Source organism: Marininema halotolerans, from assembly GCF_900116235.1.
GTDB classification, from domain to species: Bacteria; Bacillota; Bacilli; order Thermoactinomycetales; family DSM-45169; genus Marininema; species Marininema halotolerans.
The window spans coordinates 145,543-163,899 of sequence record NZ_FPAA01000010.1 but is presented as its reverse complement, the minus strand read 5'-3'; the positions used below and the strand labels follow the sequence as shown (position 1 = coordinate 163,899).

The window sequence follows — 18,357 nt, the reverse complement described above, 5'->3', positions numbered from 1 at the left end:
TTTTCATTCTTTTTTCGAAGCCCTTTCGGCTTCTGTCTCTTGCGTGGCCCGGCTTTCCGCCGCGCCGCCGCAGCGACAAGTAATAATTTATCACGGATCTTGTCCTGGGTCAAGCACTTTTTTCAATTACTTTTACCGGTGGATCGTTATCTTATACCTCCCATCCTTTTTCATAAAACATGACCGATCAAACTGACTGGTCGGTCATATCCAAGACCCGTGATGGATCAGGAGAATTCTCATTGAATGACGAGAACTTCTCCTCTTATTGTTTCCGAATGTATATAACAAGAATTCACTGGTTAACGAGGCTGAGCAACAATGCCATTGTGAACTTTAATGAAACCATGACGAAGAATATCAAATCCGTTTTCGTACACGTAGAGGCCCATCTGTTCAATATTCATTAATTCCCGGTACATATAATTCATCACATCCGCCATGACATGATAATAAAAGCGAGTTCTCCATTGATTGCGTGGGGTAGTGAGAATTGCATAACCACCTGGCTTTAGGAACTTACGGTGCCACTCCATAACTTCATTTTTAATTTCATCAGGGAAATGTTCCAGCAATCCTACACTGATAACAATATCAAACTCCTTCCCAAAGGAAAGGTTACGGATATCATCCACAATATAGTGGATGTTCATTTCGTCCTTATACCACACCTTTGCATTCCCTGTTACGGGATTACTTCCTAAGAAAGGATACGTATTAGGGAAATCCCCATAGCGATCCGTTTTACAAAATTCATCATAATCCACGAGGACAACCTCTCCCCCTGGATACATCGCTGTTAATTGCATCGCTTCGTAACCCTCTGCTGCACCTAAGAAGAGAATCCGAGGTTTATGAACATCCAGCCCTTGAAATAACGCGCGTTTTCCACGGGGATCCCATACACCATCTTCAATACGCTGCGCATAATTCCAGAGGGAGAGACGCAATGTCTCACCTAATCCTGCCTTCACTTCCTTTAGATTAAAACGAAGCAGGTGGCGGGCAAGGGAGGATCGATTTTCTTTAAACTCTTTGGGTACATCTTTAACAAACCATTCATGGAAGGACCGATTAAAGTGCTCCCAAGAGTGATGCACAGACATCGTTTTTTGATGGGATGACTCCCAATCGGTTCTTGTTTTAGCCATCTCCTCTACACGGTGAGGACGTCCAACATCCTTCCAGGTGAGAAGGGACCAGTCATGTACTTGGTTTGCTTTAATGAAACGATCGAGCCCAGCGGGATCTGGATTTCGTAGGTCCATCCGGAAGTCCGGTAAAAGCTCTGTCATCCCAATATGCTCCTCCGTAAAAGGACGAGCCTCTTTTTGTTCCAGCCTTTCGGCGGATGGCATCTTCATAGCCATACGATCTCCTCCTGGTTCATCCAAATTCGAATTATTCTATACCTATTCTGTTTATTCCAATAAAAATCCTGCTGTTACTTTGTTACCAATGGATCAGAAATGGACGCCACTTTTTTCATTCCTATGTCACAAAACCCTCCCCTTATTCGTCTACGAGTGTGAACGCTAAATACAAATAGGAGTGATTCTTCATGAATACCCTGGACAATAAAAACTTTAACCCTTCATCTGACGATCAAAAACCATGGGACCTGACCATAATTGGAGCGGGATTGGCAGGGCTAACCGCTGCCATCACCTCCGCCCAGGCCGGTTTAAAAACCCTTCTTCTAGAAAGTGGCAAGCGCGCTGGAGGAAGAGCTGGAACAGTCGAAAAAGAGGGGGCTCTTTTTAACTTGGGTCCCCATGCCCTCTATAAGGAGGGAGTAGGCCTAAAGATTTTGCACCAACTTGGCATTCAGCCGCAAGGAAATATGCCGCAAGGAAACGGAAAGCTTGTCACCAATCAAGGTCTTTACCCCCTTCCCTTTTCACCTTCCTCCCTTCTCACACATTCCTTCTTTAATTGGAAGGATAAAAAAGAAATCATTCGCTTGTTTAGCCGGCTTTCTAAAATCGACACTGTACCCCTCAATCACATTAGCGTCAAAGATTGGGCAAATTCTTTCTTTCAGAGAGACCGGGCACGACAGTACTTCTTTATGATGTGCCGACTCAGCAGTTATTCCAACTCTCCAGATATAGCAAGCGCCGGGGCAGCACTTCGTCAGCTTCAAGATGCAAACGGTGGCGTTATTTATTTAGATGGTGGGTGGCAAAGCCTGGTTGATCAAATGACAGAACGCGCACTGAAAGTAGGTGTCACCATCGTAAAGGAAGAGACCGTGCATTCAATTGCTGGTTTCTTTCCACAGATGACGATCACGACCAAAAACCATCCACAACCTATCGAAACACGCTATGTCGTGTCGACCATAAACCCCAAGGCAACCTGTGCCTTAATGGGAGAAAAAGCCCCTGCTTCCTTCATGGAACTCGCGGAATCCTTACTGCCCATCCGGGGTGCAAGCTTCGATCTTTCTTTAAAAGGCCTTCCCCTACCCAAGCAAACCTTTGGTATTCATTTTGATCAACCGTTCTATTTTTCTAGCCACTCTCACTATGCCAAACTAACCAAAGATCCCAGTCATTTCGTTGTTCATGTCTATCGTTATCTTACAACAGGTGAAACCCTTCAAGCTGTCGAACTCAAAAAGGAACTTGAACACTTTCTCGATCAACTACAACCGGGGTGGCGCGACCGCGTGGTCACGAGCCGGTTTATGCCCCAGATCACCGTGACTCAAGGGTTACCCACCGCCTCCACCCTATCCAGTGATCCTGAGGTTCATGATTACCCGGGTCTGTATATGGCAGGAGACTGGCTCACGCGTGATGGGCAATTAGCTGATGCTTCAATTTCTAGCGCTCAACGTGCCATTCAAAAAATCCTCAACCATCAGCAACAAGGAGGGGCTCCTCATTCAACTCGAAAATCTATATCAAACGTATAAACCACTCTTGTTTTCCATCGCTTATCAAATGTTAGGCACCGTCTCTGACGCTGAAGATATGGTACAAGATACGTTCCTTGCCTTATCGCGAGTCCCTTCTGAAAGGATTACCCATTGGAAAGCCTACTTGTGTAAGTCATTGACGAATCGTTGTCTAGACCGTTTAAAATCGGCATCTTCACAAAGAGAACAGTACATCGGACCCTGGCTACCCGAGCCCATCGTGACGGAAGCAGGTCCTGAGGAGGTCACGTTGCAACATGATCACCTCTCCCTTGCTTACCTTCACCTTCTAGAACGATTGTCCCCAATCGAACGAATTGCCTTTGTATTACGGGAAGCACTGGGGCTTGACTACCCACAAATTGCAGAGATGATGGGGAAAACAACGGCTAATTGCCGCAAGCTCGTCAGTCGAGCCAAAGGAAAAATGGAGCAAAAAATTACAACAAAGGCCCCTGGCCCGAACCGGGAAACCCTCCCTTTTTTCAAACAATTTCTCGATGCACTCTATAAAGGAGATGCGCAACAACTTACCCATTTACTCGCTGAAGAACCCTCCCTTTATTCCGATGGGGGAGGAAAAGCTCGTGCAGCCCTTCGTCCTCTCTTTGGCCAACAACGGATTACAGCCTTTTTACTTGGCATCAATAACAAAATGACAAAGCCATTCAATGTGACACTGGTTAATGTTAATGGTCAACCGGGAATTTTAAAGCAGAGTGATGATGGGATCGATTGGATCATGACTTGCCACTGGGAGAATCATCAAATTAAAGATCTCTATTTTTACCTCAACCCTGATAAAATGAAGCACATTTTCTCCTCCTATGAAGTTACTGGAACCACGATCACGATTCAATGACCAACAAAAGCAGAAAATGAACATCACATCCATCCCATGAACAAAGCCCCCTTTTCTAAGAAGGGGGCTTTGTTCATGGTGTTCAATCGATTTGGTTAGGGAGTACCCGTTTTTTGCGATTCCTTATCCGCATCCACCCGCTTTAACCAGTCGAACCACCGTTGTTCCAATGTCGGTAACTTGGCATGGTAAACCTTTTCCACTGCGGAACGGGTTCGTTGATTAATTAGGGGTAGCTTCTCGGCACTATCCTGATCGATTGTTGAATGCAATTTCAATACACTAAAGAGTTGCTTCATCTTGGCGTAACCTTCTTCTTCGATTAAAAAACGATAAAACTGATAGCATTGTGCATAGTAAGCCGTCGCTTCTTTCGAAGGCAACCGTTCCAAGTTCAATGCTTCAAGCTGGGTCATTGACCAATGGGGTTTGAAGTCCACCGCTTCTTCTTCACTACGAATTCCTGGGAGGAGATGGGATTGAAAATATTCCGCAGCCCCTTCTTGTAACCAGTATGCCGCATTATCTCCCGATAGTTCACTAACCATCTGATGGGTGACCTCATGAACAATACTGGAGGAGAATAGTTTTGAGTCGGTTACCTCCGTCGATCCTATCAATTTGACAGCTTGCCCTGCTTCATGCCAACCACCCGCCCATTGCGGCAATGAAAGTTTTACGGATTGTCGGAAGATCTCAGGGCGAGAATACAACTTCACTTCCACCCTCTCTTGAGGGTGCCAACCAAAGCGTCTTCCCAACACCCCCACACCTCGATCCGCCGCTTCCAAAGCAATATGGGCTTGTTCCTGTAAAGTAGGGTCAGAATAACGAACCAGAATGGATCCCCGCCGTAGATGCTCAAAGGGAATATCCGCCTCTTTCCATCCCTTCTCGGTCTCTTGATAAGTAACGGGGAATTTGACCGTATAGACCTTTCCATGATGAGAGTATTGCTGTTCTAGCAATGCACGCACTTGATGATCTTTTTTATCAGGAATAATGGAGAGCAATTTTAAATGATAGGACCCTGAATCCACCCAATGAATCGCATCGTCGAACCAACGCTTTTGCTCCTGACGAAAGGTATTCATTTCAGGATGAAGGCTAGCAAGAAAAGCTTTTCGGTCATGATGGTTCACTGCAAAAGCCTTTCTCGTGATTAATTGTTTCACTTCCCGTTCAACCAGGGATGAATCTGCAACAACGACACTCGATCCAAGACTCCCAGGTAAGAAAGCGCTACCCAATAAAGAAAGCAGCAAGGTACCAAGTACCAGTCGATGATGATGTTTTCTAAATCCCCTAATCAACAAAATCCCTCCCACTGAAACCATCATCGATTAGTTTCATTCCATGAGGGGGGTCTTTATACACGGCTCCAACAAAAAAAAGGTCTAGACCTGTCCAAAATAGTGAAAGCGTCCAATCACTCTACTTTGCCAATCATATAATAGAGTAGCGTTATAGAGAAAAGAGGTGACTCTTTTGAACAAATGCTCCTTTAACGCTAAAAGTAGCAATGCTAACACTGCAAGCTGTGGCTCATCCAAAGGTTGTTCCTCCAAGAAGTGCTGTTGCTGTAAATGTTGTCGCTGTGACTGTTGTTGTAAATGTTGTTGCTGCAACTGGTGTTGGCGCCCCTCCCCATGCGGTTGGTGGTAAGTCGTAGATAACCTATGGTCATCTCAATTGTTCCTATTGGTCAGCCCCCCCACTCACCCTTATTCAGCTGATTCTGATGTTCAGATATCAGCTTTTTTTATGATGACATACTCCCTCGCCGTGCCCCCTCTCATTTATGGCAACTATAATACCGTGAAACTTTTGGGGACATCCCACACGAGGAGGATCAGGTCGATGGCACAGAACCATATTATTCGTGTTCCACAAGATGTCCGGACGATCCAAGGAGCCATCAATCAAGCAAAGCCATGTACTTTAATTAAGGTGGCACCTGGCATTTACCATGAATCGCTCAACTTTCGCAATCAATCCCGCTTAAAACTTCAAGGGGCTGGTAGAGGACGAACGATTATCGATGGAAAAGGCCTAAAAAACAGGAGTGGCATCACCCTCCAAAACACAGCCAGCCAGATCATTATTGAAGGACTCACCCTGCGAAACTTTGTCAACAATGGGGTCGAAGTATTGGGTACCCAGAATGTCCTTCGTCATCTAACCATTAGCAACAACGGGAAAGATGGTATCCTGATCGGTCAAGTAGTGACTCAAAGAGGCAATGCTGTCGTACTAGGAAATAATAACGTCGTCTATCAAAGTCAAATTGCCAACAACAGCGACGAAGGCATCGACATCCGAAGTAATTATAATCAAGTGATCCAATGCAACGTATCACGAAATGATGAAAGAGGCATCCAAATCGCTGCTGATGCCAATTTATTGGACGGTTCAGGCATCGGAAACACCCTTTATATGAATCAGGTCAACCGAAATGGTAGCGACGGCATCGATGTAAACGCCACTCGAAATACTGTTATAAGAAACCGTTGTAGTAACAATGTGAAAGATGGCATTTCATTAGATTTTGTAAACAATACCTCGATCGATAATATTGCACAGGAGAATGAAACGGGAATTGATGTAAATGATTCAGAGAATGTTTTGATCGGTAACCAAACCACAAGAAATCAAGACGGGGTTACGGTTGATATTACAAAACGATGCCTTCTCATTCATAATCGTTCATCCTTTAATAAGAATAGCGGCATCATCGTTGAATCAGAAAATAGCTTGATTGATCGCAATCGTTTTAATAACAATGGTCAGTTTGGAATTGATGCCTTCAAAGTGAGCAAAAATAACTGCTTTATTTCCAATACCACTAGAAATAATCCTGTAAATATTCGGGATCAAGGAAGCAATAATGTCTTTATTCCCCCACGCAACCAACGAGTGACACCATCACCCTCTTCGAAGGTCTCTGAAAAAAAACGTACGAAGAGCCCTTTCATTGGCATGAAGTGCCTTCAGCAACGTCCCTAAAAATCCAGATAAAAACCTTGATCGACGGAGTAACAAAAAAGGGCGTGCTGGATAACCCCTTCCTTGAAAGGTCTCCCACGCACGTCCCTAAAAACAATGAGAAAATACAGCGCTACATCTAGCCTTGTAATCTCCTTAATAATCACCCTTATTCCAAGATCATTCCCACTCAATCGTTGACGGTGGTTTGGATGTAATATCATAGACCACTCGGTTGACCCCATCGACTTCATTCACGATCCGGGTTGAGATCTTTTCAAGGACATCATAGGGAATTCGCGCCCAGTCGGCTGTCATCCCATCAATCGAGGTGACAGCACGGATCCCTACTGTATACGCATAGGTACGAATGTCTCCCATGACACCCACGCTCTTAAAGTCAGGAAGAGCGGTGAAATATTGCCAAACCTCTCCTTCAAGGCCAGCCAATGCAATTTCTTCGCGAAGAATGGCATCCGATTCACGGACGATCATGAGCTTTTCTTCGGTAACTTCTCCAATCACACGAATCCCAAGTCCAGGACCTGGGAAGGGCTGACGCCAAACGATTTCCTTAGGAAGACCCAGTTCCTCACCTACGCGACGCACTTCATCTTTAAATAAGGTATTGAGTGGTTCAACCAAATCCATCTCCATATCTTCCGGTAACCCACCTACATTATGGTGGGATTTAATAGTTTGGGCGGTATCGGTTCCTGATTCGATGATATCGGTATACAGGGTCCCTTGACCGAGGAAGTGGTGCTTACCCAGTTCTTGTACTTCGTGCTCAAATACACGGATAAACTCATTCCCGATAATTTTACGCTTTTGTTCTGGGTCGGTCACCCCTACTAATTTGGAAAGGAATCGTTCCTTCGCATCCACTTTAATAAAGTTCATTTGGAAGTGATCACTAAAGGTGCGCACCACACTATCGGCCTCATCTTTTCGCAATAGCCCATGGTCCACAAACATACAGGTGAGTTGATCCCCAATGGCACGATGGATCAGCGCGGCTACCACCGAGGAATCTACTCCCCCGGACAATGCACAAAGCACCCGCTTATCACCAATCTTATCGCGTAACTCTGTGATGGTGTCGTCGATAAAGGTCTCCATACTCCAATTGCCCTCACAACGACAAACTTCATAAAGAAAACGGCGGATCATTTCATTTCCATTCTCCGTATGTTGCACTTCCGGATGGAATTGAACCGCATACACCTGACGAACAGGATCACTCATCGCTGCTACCGGCGCTGATTGGGTGCGTCCATCCACGAGAAAACCTTCCGGGGGAGCTACAACCACATCGCTATGACTCATCCACACACGTTGTTCCTTGGCCATTCCCTTAAATAAAAGGGAATCGGATACTACTTCAACATTCGCTTTGCCATACTCCCGTTTTCCCGCGCGTTCTACTTCCGCCCCATAATGGGCAGAAATCATCTGCATCCCATAACAGATTCCCAAAATGGGAATCCCTAAATCAAAAATTCCAGGGTCACAAGTGGGGGATCCAGGTGTGTAAACACTATTGGGCCCTCCTGAGAAAACAATTCCCATCGGAGCCATCTCCTTGATTTCCTCCGCCGTCATGCTTGGGGAAATCAACTCACTGAAAACTCCTAGATCACGAATACGACGTGTAATTAGCTGATTGTATTGCCCACCAAAATCGATTACTACCACACGCTCCATCGGCTTTTCCATCGACAGTCCCACCTTTTCCCCCAGAAGTAACAGATTAATTAAAAAGACCGGTCCATGTACCGCTACTTACAAGCGATACAGGACGCCGGTCTTCGCTCCATACACCGGTGACCTACAAGCTCGTAGTCCAGCTTTTTACGGTAGCCGGGTAGAAACGTTCAGGCCCTATTCCTGAATATATACGAGATAACGTAAGCCTATAACAAGTTAAAATCATCCCAAACATCATAACAAGTGGTGAAATTAGGGTCAAGGGAAGGACTTTCCAGACATTGTTAACCCTTTCCCTGAACCATAGCCCATTCTTTTAGTTCTAATGTACGGGCTCCTTTTACGATATACGGATCTTCTAAAGCATAGCGCTTCACTTCTTCTTCCGTTTCTCCACGATAGATAATCATGCCACCCGTACCATCGACAAAGCGTCCATACCCCACAATCTGACCTGCCTGATTTAACGCTTCCAAATAGGATAAGTGCTCTTCACGATAATCAGCACTCTTCTTTTCATCCAGCATGTGAAGCCTTGCAACATACACCTTCATGAAAAAAGACCCTCCTTATGTTATGGTTTTTTTCATCAACTTCTCATCTTGTTCATCATACCTCGACCCCCTCCGATGAAGCAAAGTTGAGGGGATGCAAGTCTTTGTCGTCCACCCACGGATCCTTCCTTCTCCCAATACTCTTGCTATAGACCCACTCGCTATTCATCGATTACTCTATGAATGACCTTAAAACAGGGAAGGAAGAATCGGATGAAAAGCCAAGCAGAAGCTGGAGCATGGCTCAGCATCCTGGCGTATGTTCTCTTAAGCATCCTAAAAGTGTGGGTTGGAACCTCAACAAACTCACAAGCTCTTACGGCGGATGGATTAAACAATACCACCGATGTGATCACCTCCATCGGTGTACTCATCGGATTACGCATTGCAAAAAAGCCCCGCGATAACGACCATCCTTATGGTCACTCCCGCGCAGAAACCGTCTCGACCTTAATCGCTTCCATTGTGATGGCCATTATCGGACTGCAAGTCTTAGTCGATGCTGCATACGTCACCTTTTGGGGCCACCGAGTGGCACCCAATGGATTTGCTGGAATCATTGCCATCCTTGCTGCAGGTTTTATGTTCTTGATCTATCTCATCAATTCACATCTTGCAAAAAAAAGTAAGAGTCACGCCATTCATGCTATTGCAAAGGACAATCTTTCTGATGCCATCGTCAGTCTAGGAGCTGCGATTGGTATTTTTGGCGCTCGTCTGGGTATGCCTTGGCTTGATCCGCTTGCCGCCGCTGTTGTCGGTCTGATCATATTAAAAACGGCCTGGGAGATCTTTGCTGAAATGTCCCATCATTTAACCGATGGGTTTGAAGAGACAAAGTTAGCCGCCTATCGCATCACGATGGAACAAACAGAGGGCGTACAAACCGTCGTCGATTTAAAGGGGCGAATGCAAGGGGATCAGGTGATTGTCGATGTCGTGATCGAAGTCAATGCACAATTGAGTGTACAAGAAAGCCATCAGATCACCGACCGACTCGAACTAGAAATGCAACGCGTTCACCAGGTAAACACCACTCACATCCATGTTGAACCGGACTCGTCCCACTGTTCAACCTACAGATGATCCCATGGAAAAAAGCGTGCGGAAAAAATCCACATGCTTTTTGTCTCATGATTATGAAATGAACTTCCTGGTTTAAAGCACCTTTTTTGCCCGTGAACAATCTTCAAACTTTCCTTTATGTCCTCCATCGCAGAAGGGTTTATTCTCAGAGAGACCACAGCGGCATAGAGCAAATTGCTGCTTGGTTTCAAAGACGTTCCCCTCTGCATCCGTCAGTTCGACATTTCCCTTGACAATGAACGGTCCATGATCCATCGTTTGCACTTTAACATCAGCCATTTAACTGATCCCCTCCTAAAGTTTCTTACAATAATCCCTTTCACTTTTTCGACAAAGAGAGCCCAATTCCTTGATTCTTACCGAGTTCCCAGGGAACGGATACGATTTTCATATAAAATCGCATTTAATTGCCCCCCCATAATGAGGATCATCGCGGATAGATAAAACCATACAATCAGAATGATCAACCCTCCGAGATTGCCATAGATAAGTGAATAGTTCCCAAGCGTCACATAAAAAGCAAACCCCAAGGAAATTAACTGCCAACCAATTGTCGCAAAAAAAGCTCCTGGTGCCGCTTCTGCAGGTTGAAGACGTACATTGGGGGCAAAAAAATACAAACAAAAAAACACTAAGAACAAAACAATTCCTGATAACACCCAACGAAAGAGGGACCATAGCGAAGTTGACCATGCGGACAAACCTAATTCAGGCAAAAAGAATCCGCGAAGGATTTCTCCAAAAACAGGCAGAAGAAGTGTCACGATCACTGCAATGAATAGCCCTAGCATTAATAGAGCTCCTTCGATGACTCGATACATAAATGGACGACTTTCATCAGTAGAAAACGTTCGATTTAACATACGGATGATCGATTGGATACCAATATACGTTAACCATAAGGTTACCAAAATACTAAAGGAAAGTAGGTTCCTTCGTTCTACCCCAATAATGCTGATCAACGTATTTTTAATCAATTGATGGGTATGTGCAGGTGCGTATGGCTTAATAAACTCAAGGATATTTTCCGGTGAGATCGGTAAGAAACCAAGCAAAGTAATGACAACGAGCAAAAACGGAAACACCGATAAGAGAAAATAATAGGCCAACTGGGCAGAAAGGTCGAAAACTCCTTCCCGATAAAAGCGAAGACTCATCTCTTTTAATACATCCCATAAACCCATCTTTTTGCTCCTTTATCTATCCCCTCATAGAGAACCTGTACAAAAACCATATGATGTGAAATTCTGTAACATACCCTTCGTAGCGTAATAGCATGGGGGGTGACCAAGATCATACGGTCTGCATCCGGAGGGATGTGAGAGAAATGTAAAAAGGCTACCCTTTAGGATAGCCTTTTTACAAGGACCTTACCCATGGTGCTTATTAAACGGGTTGGGGTACAGTTCATCCCCATCTGATCAGCAGATGGGGATGAACGGATTGAACAAGGTTGTGGAACCCGACAGGTAACGGGTAGGGAGTTTTGCGCTTAACTCTTCGCTTTTTCTCAAACCCCATTTTAATCAGGGGTCTCTTTCACTTTGAGTGAAAGATACTTGATTTCTAAATACTCCTCTAAACCGTATTTACCACCTTCACGTCCCAGGCCACTCTCCTTTAAGCCTCCAAAAGGAGCTTGAGCCGCAGAAGGCTGGCCATCATTAACCCCAATGATCCCATATTGTAAGCTTTCTGCTACACGAATCGCACGTGAGATATCCCGCGTGTAAAAGTAGGCCCCTAATCCATATGGAGAATCATTGGCACTTTGAATGACTTCTTCTTCTGTTTGAAAGGATTGAATCGGTACCACCGGACCAAATGTCTCTTCATGTGTGATTACCATATCATTTGTTACATTGGTTAAAACAGTTGGTTCATAGAAGAAAACATGTTGATCGGCTTTTTCAGGTTCATGGAACTTACCACCTACTGCAACCACTGCTCCTTTATTGACCGCATCCTGCACTTGTTGATCCACTTTTTCAGCAGCAGCTTGATCAATGAGTGGCCCAATATCCACATTGGGTTCCATTCCATTTCCCACACGCAAGTTTTTTACAACCTCGACAAATTTGTCTGTAAACGTATCGATAATGCGCTCATGCACATAGATCCGATTGGTACAGAGACAAGTTTGACCCGCATTTCGAAACTTTGATTCCACAACCTCTTTCACAGCCTGATCAATATCCGCATCCTCAAATATAATTGAGGGAGCATGTCCACCTAACTCTAAGCTTACTTTTTTCATCGTGTCTGCCGCTTTTTTCATAATGATCTTACCTACCGGTGTTGAGCCGGTAAAAGTGACTTTTTTGACACGATCATCTTTTAACAATACGTCTCCAATTGCACTTGCACTTGAACCCGTGACTAAATTGATCACCCCAGCAGGCACCCCAGCTTGTTCAAATACCTCTACCAATCGACAGGCCGATAGGGGTGTCTGCTTTCCAGGTTTTACAACAACTGTGCAACCTGCAGCAAGAGCAGGAGCCACTTTTCTTGTAATCATCGATGCAGGGAAGTTCCAAGGTGTAATCGCCGCTACAACACCGACGGCTTCTTTGATCACCATGATGCGTTTAGAAGGATGAGAGGACGGAATGGTGTCCCCATATATCCGTTTGGCTTCCTCACTGTACCATGAGACAAAATCAGCAGCGTATTGGATTTCATTTCGTGCTTCATGTAAAGGCTTCCCTTGCTCTAATGTCATGATTTTAGCAAGATCTTCTTTTTGATCCATCATGATATCATAAGCATTCCGTAGAATCTCCGATCGTTTGGGCGCAGGAAGTGAAGACCATGATTTAAAAGCGTTATCCGCAGCTGTGATCGCAGCATCAACATCTTCGTCGCTTGCATCTCCAACTTGTGCAATTAAATCCCCTGTAGCTGGATTAAAGACGTCAAATGTTTTTTGATTTTGCGAATTTACCCACTTGCCATCAATATAAAGCTTATAATTTATCATTTTTCATCTCCCAATCGAAGGGTCATTTCAACAATTTGATCACTTCGTTTGCTACTTTTGTACTCGATTGTGGGTTTTGACCCGTCACTAGATTGCCATCGACTTCTACATGTGGATGCCAATCTTCAGCGGTATGAATCTGCGCACCCAGTTCACGTAATCTGCTTTCTAACAAAAATGGCATGTACTCTACCATTTGTACAGCAGCTTCTTCTGAATCCGTAAAAGCAGCTACATTTTTCCCAGCTACAAGTGGCTTCCCATTTTGATCCTTCACGTTGACCAGCCCAGCAGGACCATGGCAAACAGCAGCAATTACTTTTCCTGCTACTGCATAGGATTCAATCGCTTGAACCAAATGGGGATTATCAGGAAAATCAAACATGGTACCATGTCCACCTGGTAAGAAAATGGCGTCATAGTCCGCTGTATTAACCTCATGAAGTGGCAAAGTGTTTTCACATCGATCAATTACTTCTTTTGATTTTCTTAACTCCTCTTCTCCACTAATGCTTTTAGGGTCAATTGGAACTTTTCCTCCAAGGGGACTTGCCAAAGTAAGTTCATACCCCTGTTCTTTAAATGCATAATACGGGGCTGCTAATTCTTCCAACCAAAACCCGGTCACGATATCCTCTGTAATTTTGTCATGACTTGTAATCACAAATAGAATTTTTTTCGACATGAATAACAACTCCCTGTTTTATATGAATACTTTTCTACTTTTGAATCAAGATTGGCTACAGTAAAAGCAATGGGTTATAATGATAACCCGTTTATCCATTCATCATTCTATCCACTCTACAATTTCAGTAAGTGGCAGCCTTGTTTTAGGACGTGGTTCTTTCATACGATAGCCAAAAGCAACCATCACGGCTACGCCAAAATGTTCGGGTGATATCACTTTTCTTTCAGTCAGAATGGCTTCCAGTTTTTCCTTATCAAATCCTTCGATCGGACAAGAGTCTATCTCCATTTGTGCAGCCGTATTCATCATATTGGAGACTGCAATATAAGTCTGCTTACATGCCCAGTCAAACATGCGGCGCTCGTCTTCCAATAGCTTAAAATCGGATTCTTGAAAATTCCGGAAAAACGAATGCCGTGCCAGTAATGCTTCTTCTGGAAGGTGATGGATATCTCTCATCATATGCATCACATAATCTGAATCGTAGCGTAAATCTTTTGCCGTTCGTGCTAGCGCAATGATAAAATGACTCGCTGTGGGGAGTTGATTCTTCGCTCCCCATGCATAAGGGACTAGCTGTTCCCTTAGTTCTTTATTTTGGACGACAACAAATTTCCAGGGCTCAAATCCAAAAGAAGAAGGTGCTAGGCGAGCAGACTCTAGAATCAAATTAAAATCATCTTCTGCAATTTTTTTATTTGGATCGAACATCTTCGTAGCATGACGAAAATGCAAAGCTTCCCTGATCGTTGTATGAATCGTTGTTTTGTCCAATTTGTACACCGACCCCCTCTCAGTCAATCTTACTCAATGGATAAACTTCTCGCTCATCGAGTAAATCACTCATCTTCTCTCGGTATCTTAAAATGTGTTCCGATTGCGTATGTGCCTGAAACGCTTCTTCTGACGCCCAAACTTCATAGAAGAAAAAAGCCTTGGGGTTATCCGGTTGTCGATGTAAATTATAAAGAATATTCCCATCTTCTTCTTGTGTCGGCTTAATCAACTTTTTCAATACCTGAAAAGTTTCTTCTTCTTTTCCTTCTTTCGCAATCATTTTAGCTATAATCGTTAGCATCGGTACTCTCTCCCTATCATATGAGATATAAAATAAGCGTGGTGCTGGTTAATTACAATCCATGTTCAAAAGCGATTAAGCACATTTGTTAAATGCTTGAAATCCTATTCGTAACAGGGATGAAAATTACTAGCACCACGCGTACAGAATTTATTTCTTTTCCATTTGGTAGAGTTCCCAGGATTCAACGATATCCCCAGAAACTTTACCCCACTCTTTTAGGTGATCGGCTTCCATATGATTTTCCCATAGCTCTTTTGACTCCCAATTTTCATAGAAGATAAAGACAGCAGGGTCCTCGATAGACTGATGCAAATCATATTGAATGTTACCTTCTTCAGCGCGTGTCGGTGCAATTAATTTCTCCAATTCTGCCTGCACACGGTCTTCCATTCCTTTTTTCGCGACCATCTTCGCAACAATTGTAAGCATGTTATTAACCTCCATTAATTACGAAAAATTTTCAACGACGGTTTTTCCAATCGCATTTTCTTGTTCAAGCAGTTGATGCGCTTTGCGTAAATTCTCCGCATTGATTGGTGAAAGTCGATTGGTGAGTGTCGTTTTAACAACCTTGTTATCCACTAAATCCGCCACTTTATTCAATAAGTGATGCTGTTCAATCATATCCTCTGTTTGATACATGGGCCTTGTAAACATCAGCTCCCAAGCAAACGTTGCACTTTTACTTTTTAGAAGCGTCAAATCAAGGGGGGTATCCGTTTCAACGATGGAACAAATTTTACCTTGGGGCGCAATTACTTTGGCCATATTTACCCAATGCTTATCCGTCGCATTTAAGCAGAGAATATAATCCACCGTCTCGTGTCCTACTTCTTGCAACTGGGGGAAGAATTCCTCATAGTGATTGATTGTATGATCAGCGCCCTGCTCTTTCACCCAGGCAATGGACTCTGCTCTTGAAGCTGTACCGATCACCTTGAGTCCCGCCCACTTTGCAAGTTGTATTGCGATAGAACCAACGCCCCCTGCAGCACCAATGATCAACAAGGATTTATTCTTATTCTTCGTTGGTTCGGAAGGGATATTCATTCGATCAAACAGCGCTTCATATGCTGTGATCGTCGTCAATGGTAACGCTGCGGCTTCCGCATCGTTTAACGATGAAGGTTTTTTTCCCACAATCCGTTCATCCACCAAGTGGAATTGGCTGTTCCCACCTGGGCGAGTAATATCGCCGGCATAATAAACCGCGTCCCCTGGCTTAAATAAGGTCGTATCGGGACCGACTTCTTCGATTACCCCGGCAACATCCCAGCCTAAGATTTTAGGGCTTTTCTCTACCTTCTCTTTGGGCGATCGAACCTTATAATCTACTGGATTCACCGCAATGGCGTTCACTCGCACCAATACGTCTCGGCCCTTTGGACGGGGTTTTTCGATCTTAAGATCTAATAAACTTTCCGGGTCTTCTATCGGAAGATACCGATAGAAACCCACAGCCTTCATCATTTCCATTTCTTTGTCATCCTTTATCGTTACTTGCTGGTTTTGCAATTAAAAGGTTTCCTTCACAATCATTTGCTCCACTGGGAAGCGACCTGAACCATGGGCAGCAGCCGCAGCTTTACCGATGGAAATCAGCATTACGGGTACATAACGCTCAGGAACCTTAAATTCCTCCACAAACTTCACTGGGTCATAACCACCCATCGCACACGTATCATACCCTTTGGCCTTTGCTGCAAGCATCAATTGCATCGATGCGAGGGATGCATTTCGAATCGCTTCATCTCGTGCGATTTGAGGATTGGCTTCATAAGCGCCATTGATCTGACCGACCAATCCCTCTTTTACCTCTTGATTCATAAACCCGTGTTCCACTGCTGCAGAATAAATAATTTCGGCGTTGGTGTTCGCTTCTAAATCACCGAGAACCGCGACGACTACCGAGCTATCTACCACTTGTTCTTGATTATAAGCAATGGGTAACAAGCGCTCTTTTGTTTCCTGGTTTTGGATCACGAGAAACTTCCAATGCTGCAGGTTCCAGGAAGATGGAGCCATCACAGCACTTTCCAAAATGGCTTGCAGATCTTCCTCAGGCATTTGAATACCCGGTTGATATTTCCTGACTGAATGACGATCCTTGATTACTGAAAAAAAGTCTTGTTCATTGGTATTGATAGTCATTGTAATTCCTCCTTATAATGAAACCATGGGGTCATTGCTATGCTAGTACCATTCCCTTTGTTGGGATTGGTTCATTCGTACATATCAAGTACCTATGGAATGATTGCCCCTCCGCGGATTACTGTAATTATATATGATACAGTTTAAGATTTGCAAGGGGGGTTCCTTGATCTTTTTTGTTTATTAATCCATGTTTTAAAAACGAATTATTTTATTAAATTGATTAATAAATATAAAAATAACATTAAATATTAATTTTTTACTTTATTATATACTTTTTATTTTCTTGTATTTATTATTTAATAGATCATTTCCACTTTATTCATTCAGGACATCACGTCAAAAGGGGGCGGATCGAAAAAATGACCCGTCCCCTTTAAACATCACGCTTGATCATCCTCTCATTATGGAAAAGTTCCCGCCACAGCCAGTCCATTGAAACTAATAGGACCATCCAAAAAGACATCCGTTGCCGATTGCGCTTGAACAAACAATCGATACACTAACTGGCCATTCGTTGGAAAAGTGGGTTGGAAGTCGGCGGCTGTAAACCCTGTAATAACATTAGCGCTACCTGCTATCACTTGATTCCCTTGAAAGACCACCGTGGTCACCCCATTGGAAATCCGATGCACTCGTAGCGTAACAATATCCCCCATAGTTGAAGACATCCCCACGCTTGCATCGAGTTCCACCCGAATGTCATTTTTGTTGCCCGCTAACACATCTTTTACAATGAGACCCACTCCACCTACTTGGGTACCCGGTGAAGTATTGGATACAAGTTCACCGGTATTTAACGGCAAACCATAACTAATAGCCTGGGAGGTTCTCAAATCCAAAAACTGAATCGACACCTTCTCACCCTCTCTCCCTTCATGGCGATGTCCCAGTCGCTGCTGTGCCATTAAAACTAACAGGTCCATCTAAATGAATCACGTTTGCCAAGTTTGCCTGTACATAGGTTTGGTAGACAATTTGCCCATTGGTAGGAAACGGTGGCTGAAAATCTGAAGCGACAATTCCTGCGATAATGGTTGCAGGCGGTACGACCTGATTTCCTTGAAAGATGAGGGTGGTCACTCCATTTGAAATTCGATAAACACGAAAGGTAACAAAATTTTCGCTAATCTCAGAAGTAACTCCCGCACTCAGACGCAATTGTACACGAATATCATTTTTGTTCTGTTGTAAAGCTCCCTTCGTGATTACACCGATCCCCCCTAGAAAGGTCCCAGGTGCCACATCAGAAATAAAGGAACCCGTACCAGAGGGCACCCCATTGCTAATGGCTTGGGAAGTACGAATGTCTAAAAATTGAATCGGCATAC

The 18,357-nt window shown here is 44.0% G+C and carries 21 protein-coding genes and 1 riboswitch; of the genes, 5 read left to right on the top strand and 16 right to left on the bottom strand.

Annotated elements, in window-relative coordinates:
- The coding region (locus CHX35_RS17745; RefSeq protein ID WP_217895886.1) for a hypothetical protein at positions 1 to 183 on the top strand (183 nt) is incomplete at its 5' end.
- 119 nt (positions 184 to 302) lie between these two features.
- On the opposite strand, the gene CHX35_RS13695 is transcribed toward CHX35_RS17745, so the two are convergent.
- Positions 303 to 1,370 carry a class I SAM-dependent methyltransferase gene (locus CHX35_RS13695; RefSeq protein WP_091838261.1) on the bottom strand — a complete coding sequence of 356 codons (1,068 nt, stop codon included), beginning with the start codon at positions 1,368 to 1,370 and terminating at the stop codon, positions 303 to 305.
- 191 nt (positions 1,371 to 1,561) lie between these two features.
- Between CHX35_RS13695 and CHX35_RS13690 the strand changes: the two genes are divergently transcribed.
- Together CHX35_RS13690 and CHX35_RS13685 are read left to right on the top strand one after the other, a co-directional pair.
- The gene (locus tag CHX35_RS13690; protein WP_091838259.1) at positions 1,562 to 2,923 is read left to right on the top strand and encodes a phytoene desaturase family protein; all 1,362 of its coding nucleotides are present in this window, start codon (positions 1,562 to 1,564) and stop codon (positions 2,921 to 2,923) included.
- The gene (locus tag CHX35_RS13685) at positions 2,820 to 3,788 is read left to right on the top strand and encodes an RNA polymerase sigma-70 factor (protein ID WP_091838257.1); all 969 of its coding nucleotides are present in this window, start codon (positions 2,820 to 2,822) and stop codon (positions 3,786 to 3,788) included. The genes CHX35_RS13690 and CHX35_RS13685 overlap by 104 nt, the downstream gene beginning before the upstream one ends.
- Before the next feature lie 95 nt (positions 3,789 to 3,883).
- Here the strand turns inward: CHX35_RS13685 and CHX35_RS13680 are convergent, their stop codons facing one another.
- Positions 3,884 to 5,101, bottom strand: coding sequence for a peptidase MA family metallohydrolase (locus CHX35_RS13680; RefSeq protein WP_091838256.1), 1,218 nt, complete (start codon positions 5,099 to 5,101; stop codon positions 3,884 to 3,886).
- Positions 5,102 to 5,185: 84 nt separating this feature from the next.
- Complete coding sequence (locus tag CHX35_RS13675; protein WP_091838254.1) at positions 5,186 to 5,416, bottom strand: hypothetical protein; 231 nt, start codon at positions 5,414 to 5,416, stop codon at positions 5,186 to 5,188.
- A 232-nt stretch (positions 5,417 to 5,648) separates the two neighbouring features.
- Between CHX35_RS13675 and CHX35_RS13670 the strand changes: the two genes are divergently transcribed.
- Complete coding sequence (locus CHX35_RS13670; protein WP_176392083.1) at positions 5,649 to 6,794, top strand: right-handed parallel beta-helix repeat-containing protein; 1,146 nt, start codon at positions 5,649 to 5,651, stop codon at positions 6,792 to 6,794.
- A gap of 159 nt (positions 6,795 to 6,953) precedes the next feature.
- Here CHX35_RS13670 and guaA read toward each other — a convergent pair whose 3' ends face one another.
- Together guaA and CHX35_RS13660 are read right to left on the bottom strand one after the other, a co-directional pair.
- Complete coding sequence (gene guaA, locus CHX35_RS13665) at positions 6,954 to 8,492, bottom strand: glutamine-hydrolyzing GMP synthase (protein WP_091838251.1); 1,539 nt, start codon at positions 8,490 to 8,492, stop codon at positions 6,954 to 6,956.
- A 103-nt stretch (positions 8,493 to 8,595) separates the two neighbouring features.
- Positions 8,596 to 8,697: riboswitch (purine riboswitch) on the bottom strand.
- A 70-nt stretch (positions 8,698 to 8,767) separates the two neighbouring features.
- Positions 8,768 to 9,037 (bottom strand): YciI family protein, encoded by a 270-nt coding sequence (locus tag CHX35_RS13660; protein ID WP_091838249.1) that lies wholly within the window; start codon positions 9,035 to 9,037, stop codon positions 8,768 to 8,770.
- A 213-nt stretch (positions 9,038 to 9,250) separates the two neighbouring features.
- On the opposite strand from CHX35_RS13660, the gene CHX35_RS13655 reads away from it, so the two are divergent.
- Positions 9,251 to 10,123, top strand: coding sequence for a cation diffusion facilitator family transporter (locus CHX35_RS13655; RefSeq protein WP_091838247.1), 873 nt, complete (start codon positions 9,251 to 9,253; stop codon positions 10,121 to 10,123).
- Between the two features lie 72 nt (positions 10,124 to 10,195).
- Here CHX35_RS13655 and CHX35_RS13650 read toward each other — a convergent pair whose 3' ends face one another.
- The 11 genes from CHX35_RS13650 to CHX35_RS13600 all read right to left on the bottom strand — a co-directional run bounded on the left by CHX35_RS13650 (position 10,196) and on the right by CHX35_RS13600 (position 18,355).
- Positions 10,196 to 10,402, bottom strand: a complete 207-nt coding sequence (locus tag CHX35_RS13650) for a CDGSH iron-sulfur domain-containing protein (RefSeq protein WP_091838245.1) — start codon at positions 10,400 to 10,402, stop codon at positions 10,196 to 10,198.
- A gap of 77 nt (positions 10,403 to 10,479) precedes the next feature.
- Positions 10,480 to 11,307: a YihY/virulence factor BrkB family protein gene (locus tag CHX35_RS13645; protein ID WP_091838244.1), complete on the bottom strand. Its 828-nt coding sequence runs from the start codon at positions 11,305 to 11,307 to the stop codon at positions 10,480 to 10,482.
- 338 nt (positions 11,308 to 11,645) lie between these two features.
- On the bottom strand, positions 11,646 to 13,106 hold the full coding sequence (locus CHX35_RS13640) for an NAD-dependent succinate-semialdehyde dehydrogenase (protein WP_091838242.1): 1,461 nt from the start codon (positions 13,104 to 13,106) through the stop codon (positions 11,646 to 11,648).
- 22 nt (positions 13,107 to 13,128) lie between these two features.
- The gene (locus CHX35_RS13635) at positions 13,129 to 13,791 is read right to left on the bottom strand and encodes a type 1 glutamine amidotransferase domain-containing protein (protein ID WP_091838240.1); all 663 of its coding nucleotides are present in this window, start codon (positions 13,789 to 13,791) and stop codon (positions 13,129 to 13,131) included.
- Positions 13,792 to 13,893: 102 nt separating this feature from the next.
- Positions 13,894 to 14,568, bottom strand: a complete 675-nt coding sequence (locus CHX35_RS13630) for an NAD(P)H-dependent oxidoreductase (RefSeq protein WP_281252090.1) — start codon at positions 14,566 to 14,568, stop codon at positions 13,894 to 13,896.
- Between the two features lie 19 nt (positions 14,569 to 14,587).
- Positions 14,588 to 14,872: a putative quinol monooxygenase gene (locus CHX35_RS13625; protein ID WP_091838238.1), complete on the bottom strand. Its 285-nt coding sequence runs from the start codon at positions 14,870 to 14,872 to the stop codon at positions 14,588 to 14,590.
- A gap of 150 nt (positions 14,873 to 15,022) precedes the next feature.
- On the bottom strand, positions 15,023 to 15,304 hold the full coding sequence (locus tag CHX35_RS13620; protein WP_217895885.1) for a putative quinol monooxygenase: 282 nt from the start codon (positions 15,302 to 15,304) through the stop codon (positions 15,023 to 15,025).
- An 18-nt stretch (positions 15,305 to 15,322) separates the two neighbouring features.
- Entirely contained in the window at positions 15,323 to 16,351 is a 1,029-nt protein-coding gene (locus CHX35_RS13615) for a zinc-binding alcohol dehydrogenase family protein (RefSeq protein ID WP_091838278.1), read from the bottom strand.
- Between the two features lie 39 nt (positions 16,352 to 16,390).
- Positions 16,391 to 17,026, bottom strand: a complete 636-nt coding sequence (locus CHX35_RS13610; protein WP_091838236.1) for a nitroreductase family protein — start codon at positions 17,024 to 17,026, stop codon at positions 16,391 to 16,393.
- A gap of 404 nt (positions 17,027 to 17,430) precedes the next feature.
- Complete coding sequence (locus CHX35_RS13605; protein ID WP_140413624.1) at positions 17,431 to 17,952, bottom strand: hypothetical protein; 522 nt, start codon at positions 17,950 to 17,952, stop codon at positions 17,431 to 17,433.
- Positions 17,903 to 18,355 (bottom strand): hypothetical protein, encoded by a 453-nt coding sequence (locus CHX35_RS13600; protein ID WP_091838233.1) that lies wholly within the window; start codon positions 18,353 to 18,355, stop codon positions 17,903 to 17,905. Before CHX35_RS13600 ends, CHX35_RS13605 begins: the two co-directional genes overlap by 50 nt.
- Between the last annotated feature and the right edge of the window lie 2 nt (positions 18,356 to 18,357).

Bases quoted from the DNA above. Each gene is read 5' to 3' on its own strand.
- CHX35_RS13655 (WP_091838247.1), top strand. From the start codon at position 9,251: ATGAAAAGCCAAGCAGAAGCTGGAGCATGGCTCAGCATCCTGGCGTAT.
- CHX35_RS13685 (WP_091838257.1), top strand. From the start codon at position 2,820: ATGCTTCAATTTCTAGCGCTCAACGTGCCATTCAAAAAATCCTCAACC.
- CHX35_RS13620 (WP_217895885.1), bottom strand. From the start codon at position 15,304: ATGCTTACAATTGTTGCGAAGATGGTCGCGAAAAAAGGAATGGAAGAC.
- CHX35_RS13600 (WP_091838233.1), bottom strand. From the start codon at position 18,355: ATGCCGATTCAATTTTTAGACATTCGTACTTCCCAAGCCATTAGCAAT.
- CHX35_RS13625 (WP_091838238.1), bottom strand. From the start codon at position 14,872: ATGCTAACGATTATAGCTAAAATGATTGCGAAAGAAGGAAAAGAAGAA.
- CHX35_RS13645 (WP_091838244.1), bottom strand. From the start codon at position 11,307: ATGGGTTTATGGGATGTATTAAAAGAGATGAGTCTTCGCTTTTATCGG.
- CHX35_RS13635 (WP_091838240.1), bottom strand. From the start codon at position 13,791: ATGTCGAAAAAAATTCTATTTGTGATTACAAGTCATGACAAAATTACA.
- CHX35_RS13615 (WP_091838278.1), bottom strand. From the start codon at position 16,351: ATGGAAATGATGAAGGCTGTGGGTTTCTATCGGTATCTTCCGATAGAA.
- guaA (WP_091838251.1), bottom strand. From the start codon at position 8,492: ATGGAAAAGCCGATGGAGCGTGTGGTAGTAATCGATTTTGGTGGGCAA.
- CHX35_RS13605 (WP_140413624.1), bottom strand. From the start codon at position 17,952: ATGGACCTGTTAGTTTTAATGGCACAGCAGCGACTGGGACATCGCCAT.
- CHX35_RS13695 (WP_091838261.1), bottom strand. From the start codon at position 1,370: ATGGCTATGAAGATGCCATCCGCCGAAAGGCTGGAACAAAAAGAGGCT.
- CHX35_RS13650 (WP_091838245.1), bottom strand. From the start codon at position 10,402: ATGGCTGATGTTAAAGTGCAAACGATGGATCATGGACCGTTCATTGTC.
- CHX35_RS13670 (WP_176392083.1), top strand. From the start codon at position 5,649: ATGGCACAGAACCATATTATTCGTGTTCCACAAGATGTCCGGACGATC.
- CHX35_RS13690 (WP_091838259.1), top strand. From the start codon at position 1,562: ATGAATACCCTGGACAATAAAAACTTTAACCCTTCATCTGACGATCAA.
- CHX35_RS13640 (WP_091838242.1), bottom strand. From the start codon at position 13,106: ATGATAAATTATAAGCTTTATATTGATGGCAAGTGGGTAAATTCGCAA.
- CHX35_RS13610 (WP_091838236.1), bottom strand. From the start codon at position 17,026: ATGACTATCAATACCAATGAACAAGACTTTTTTTCAGTAATCAAGGAT.
- CHX35_RS13660 (WP_091838249.1), bottom strand. From the start codon at position 9,037: ATGAAGGTGTATGTTGCAAGGCTTCACATGCTGGATGAAAAGAAGAGT.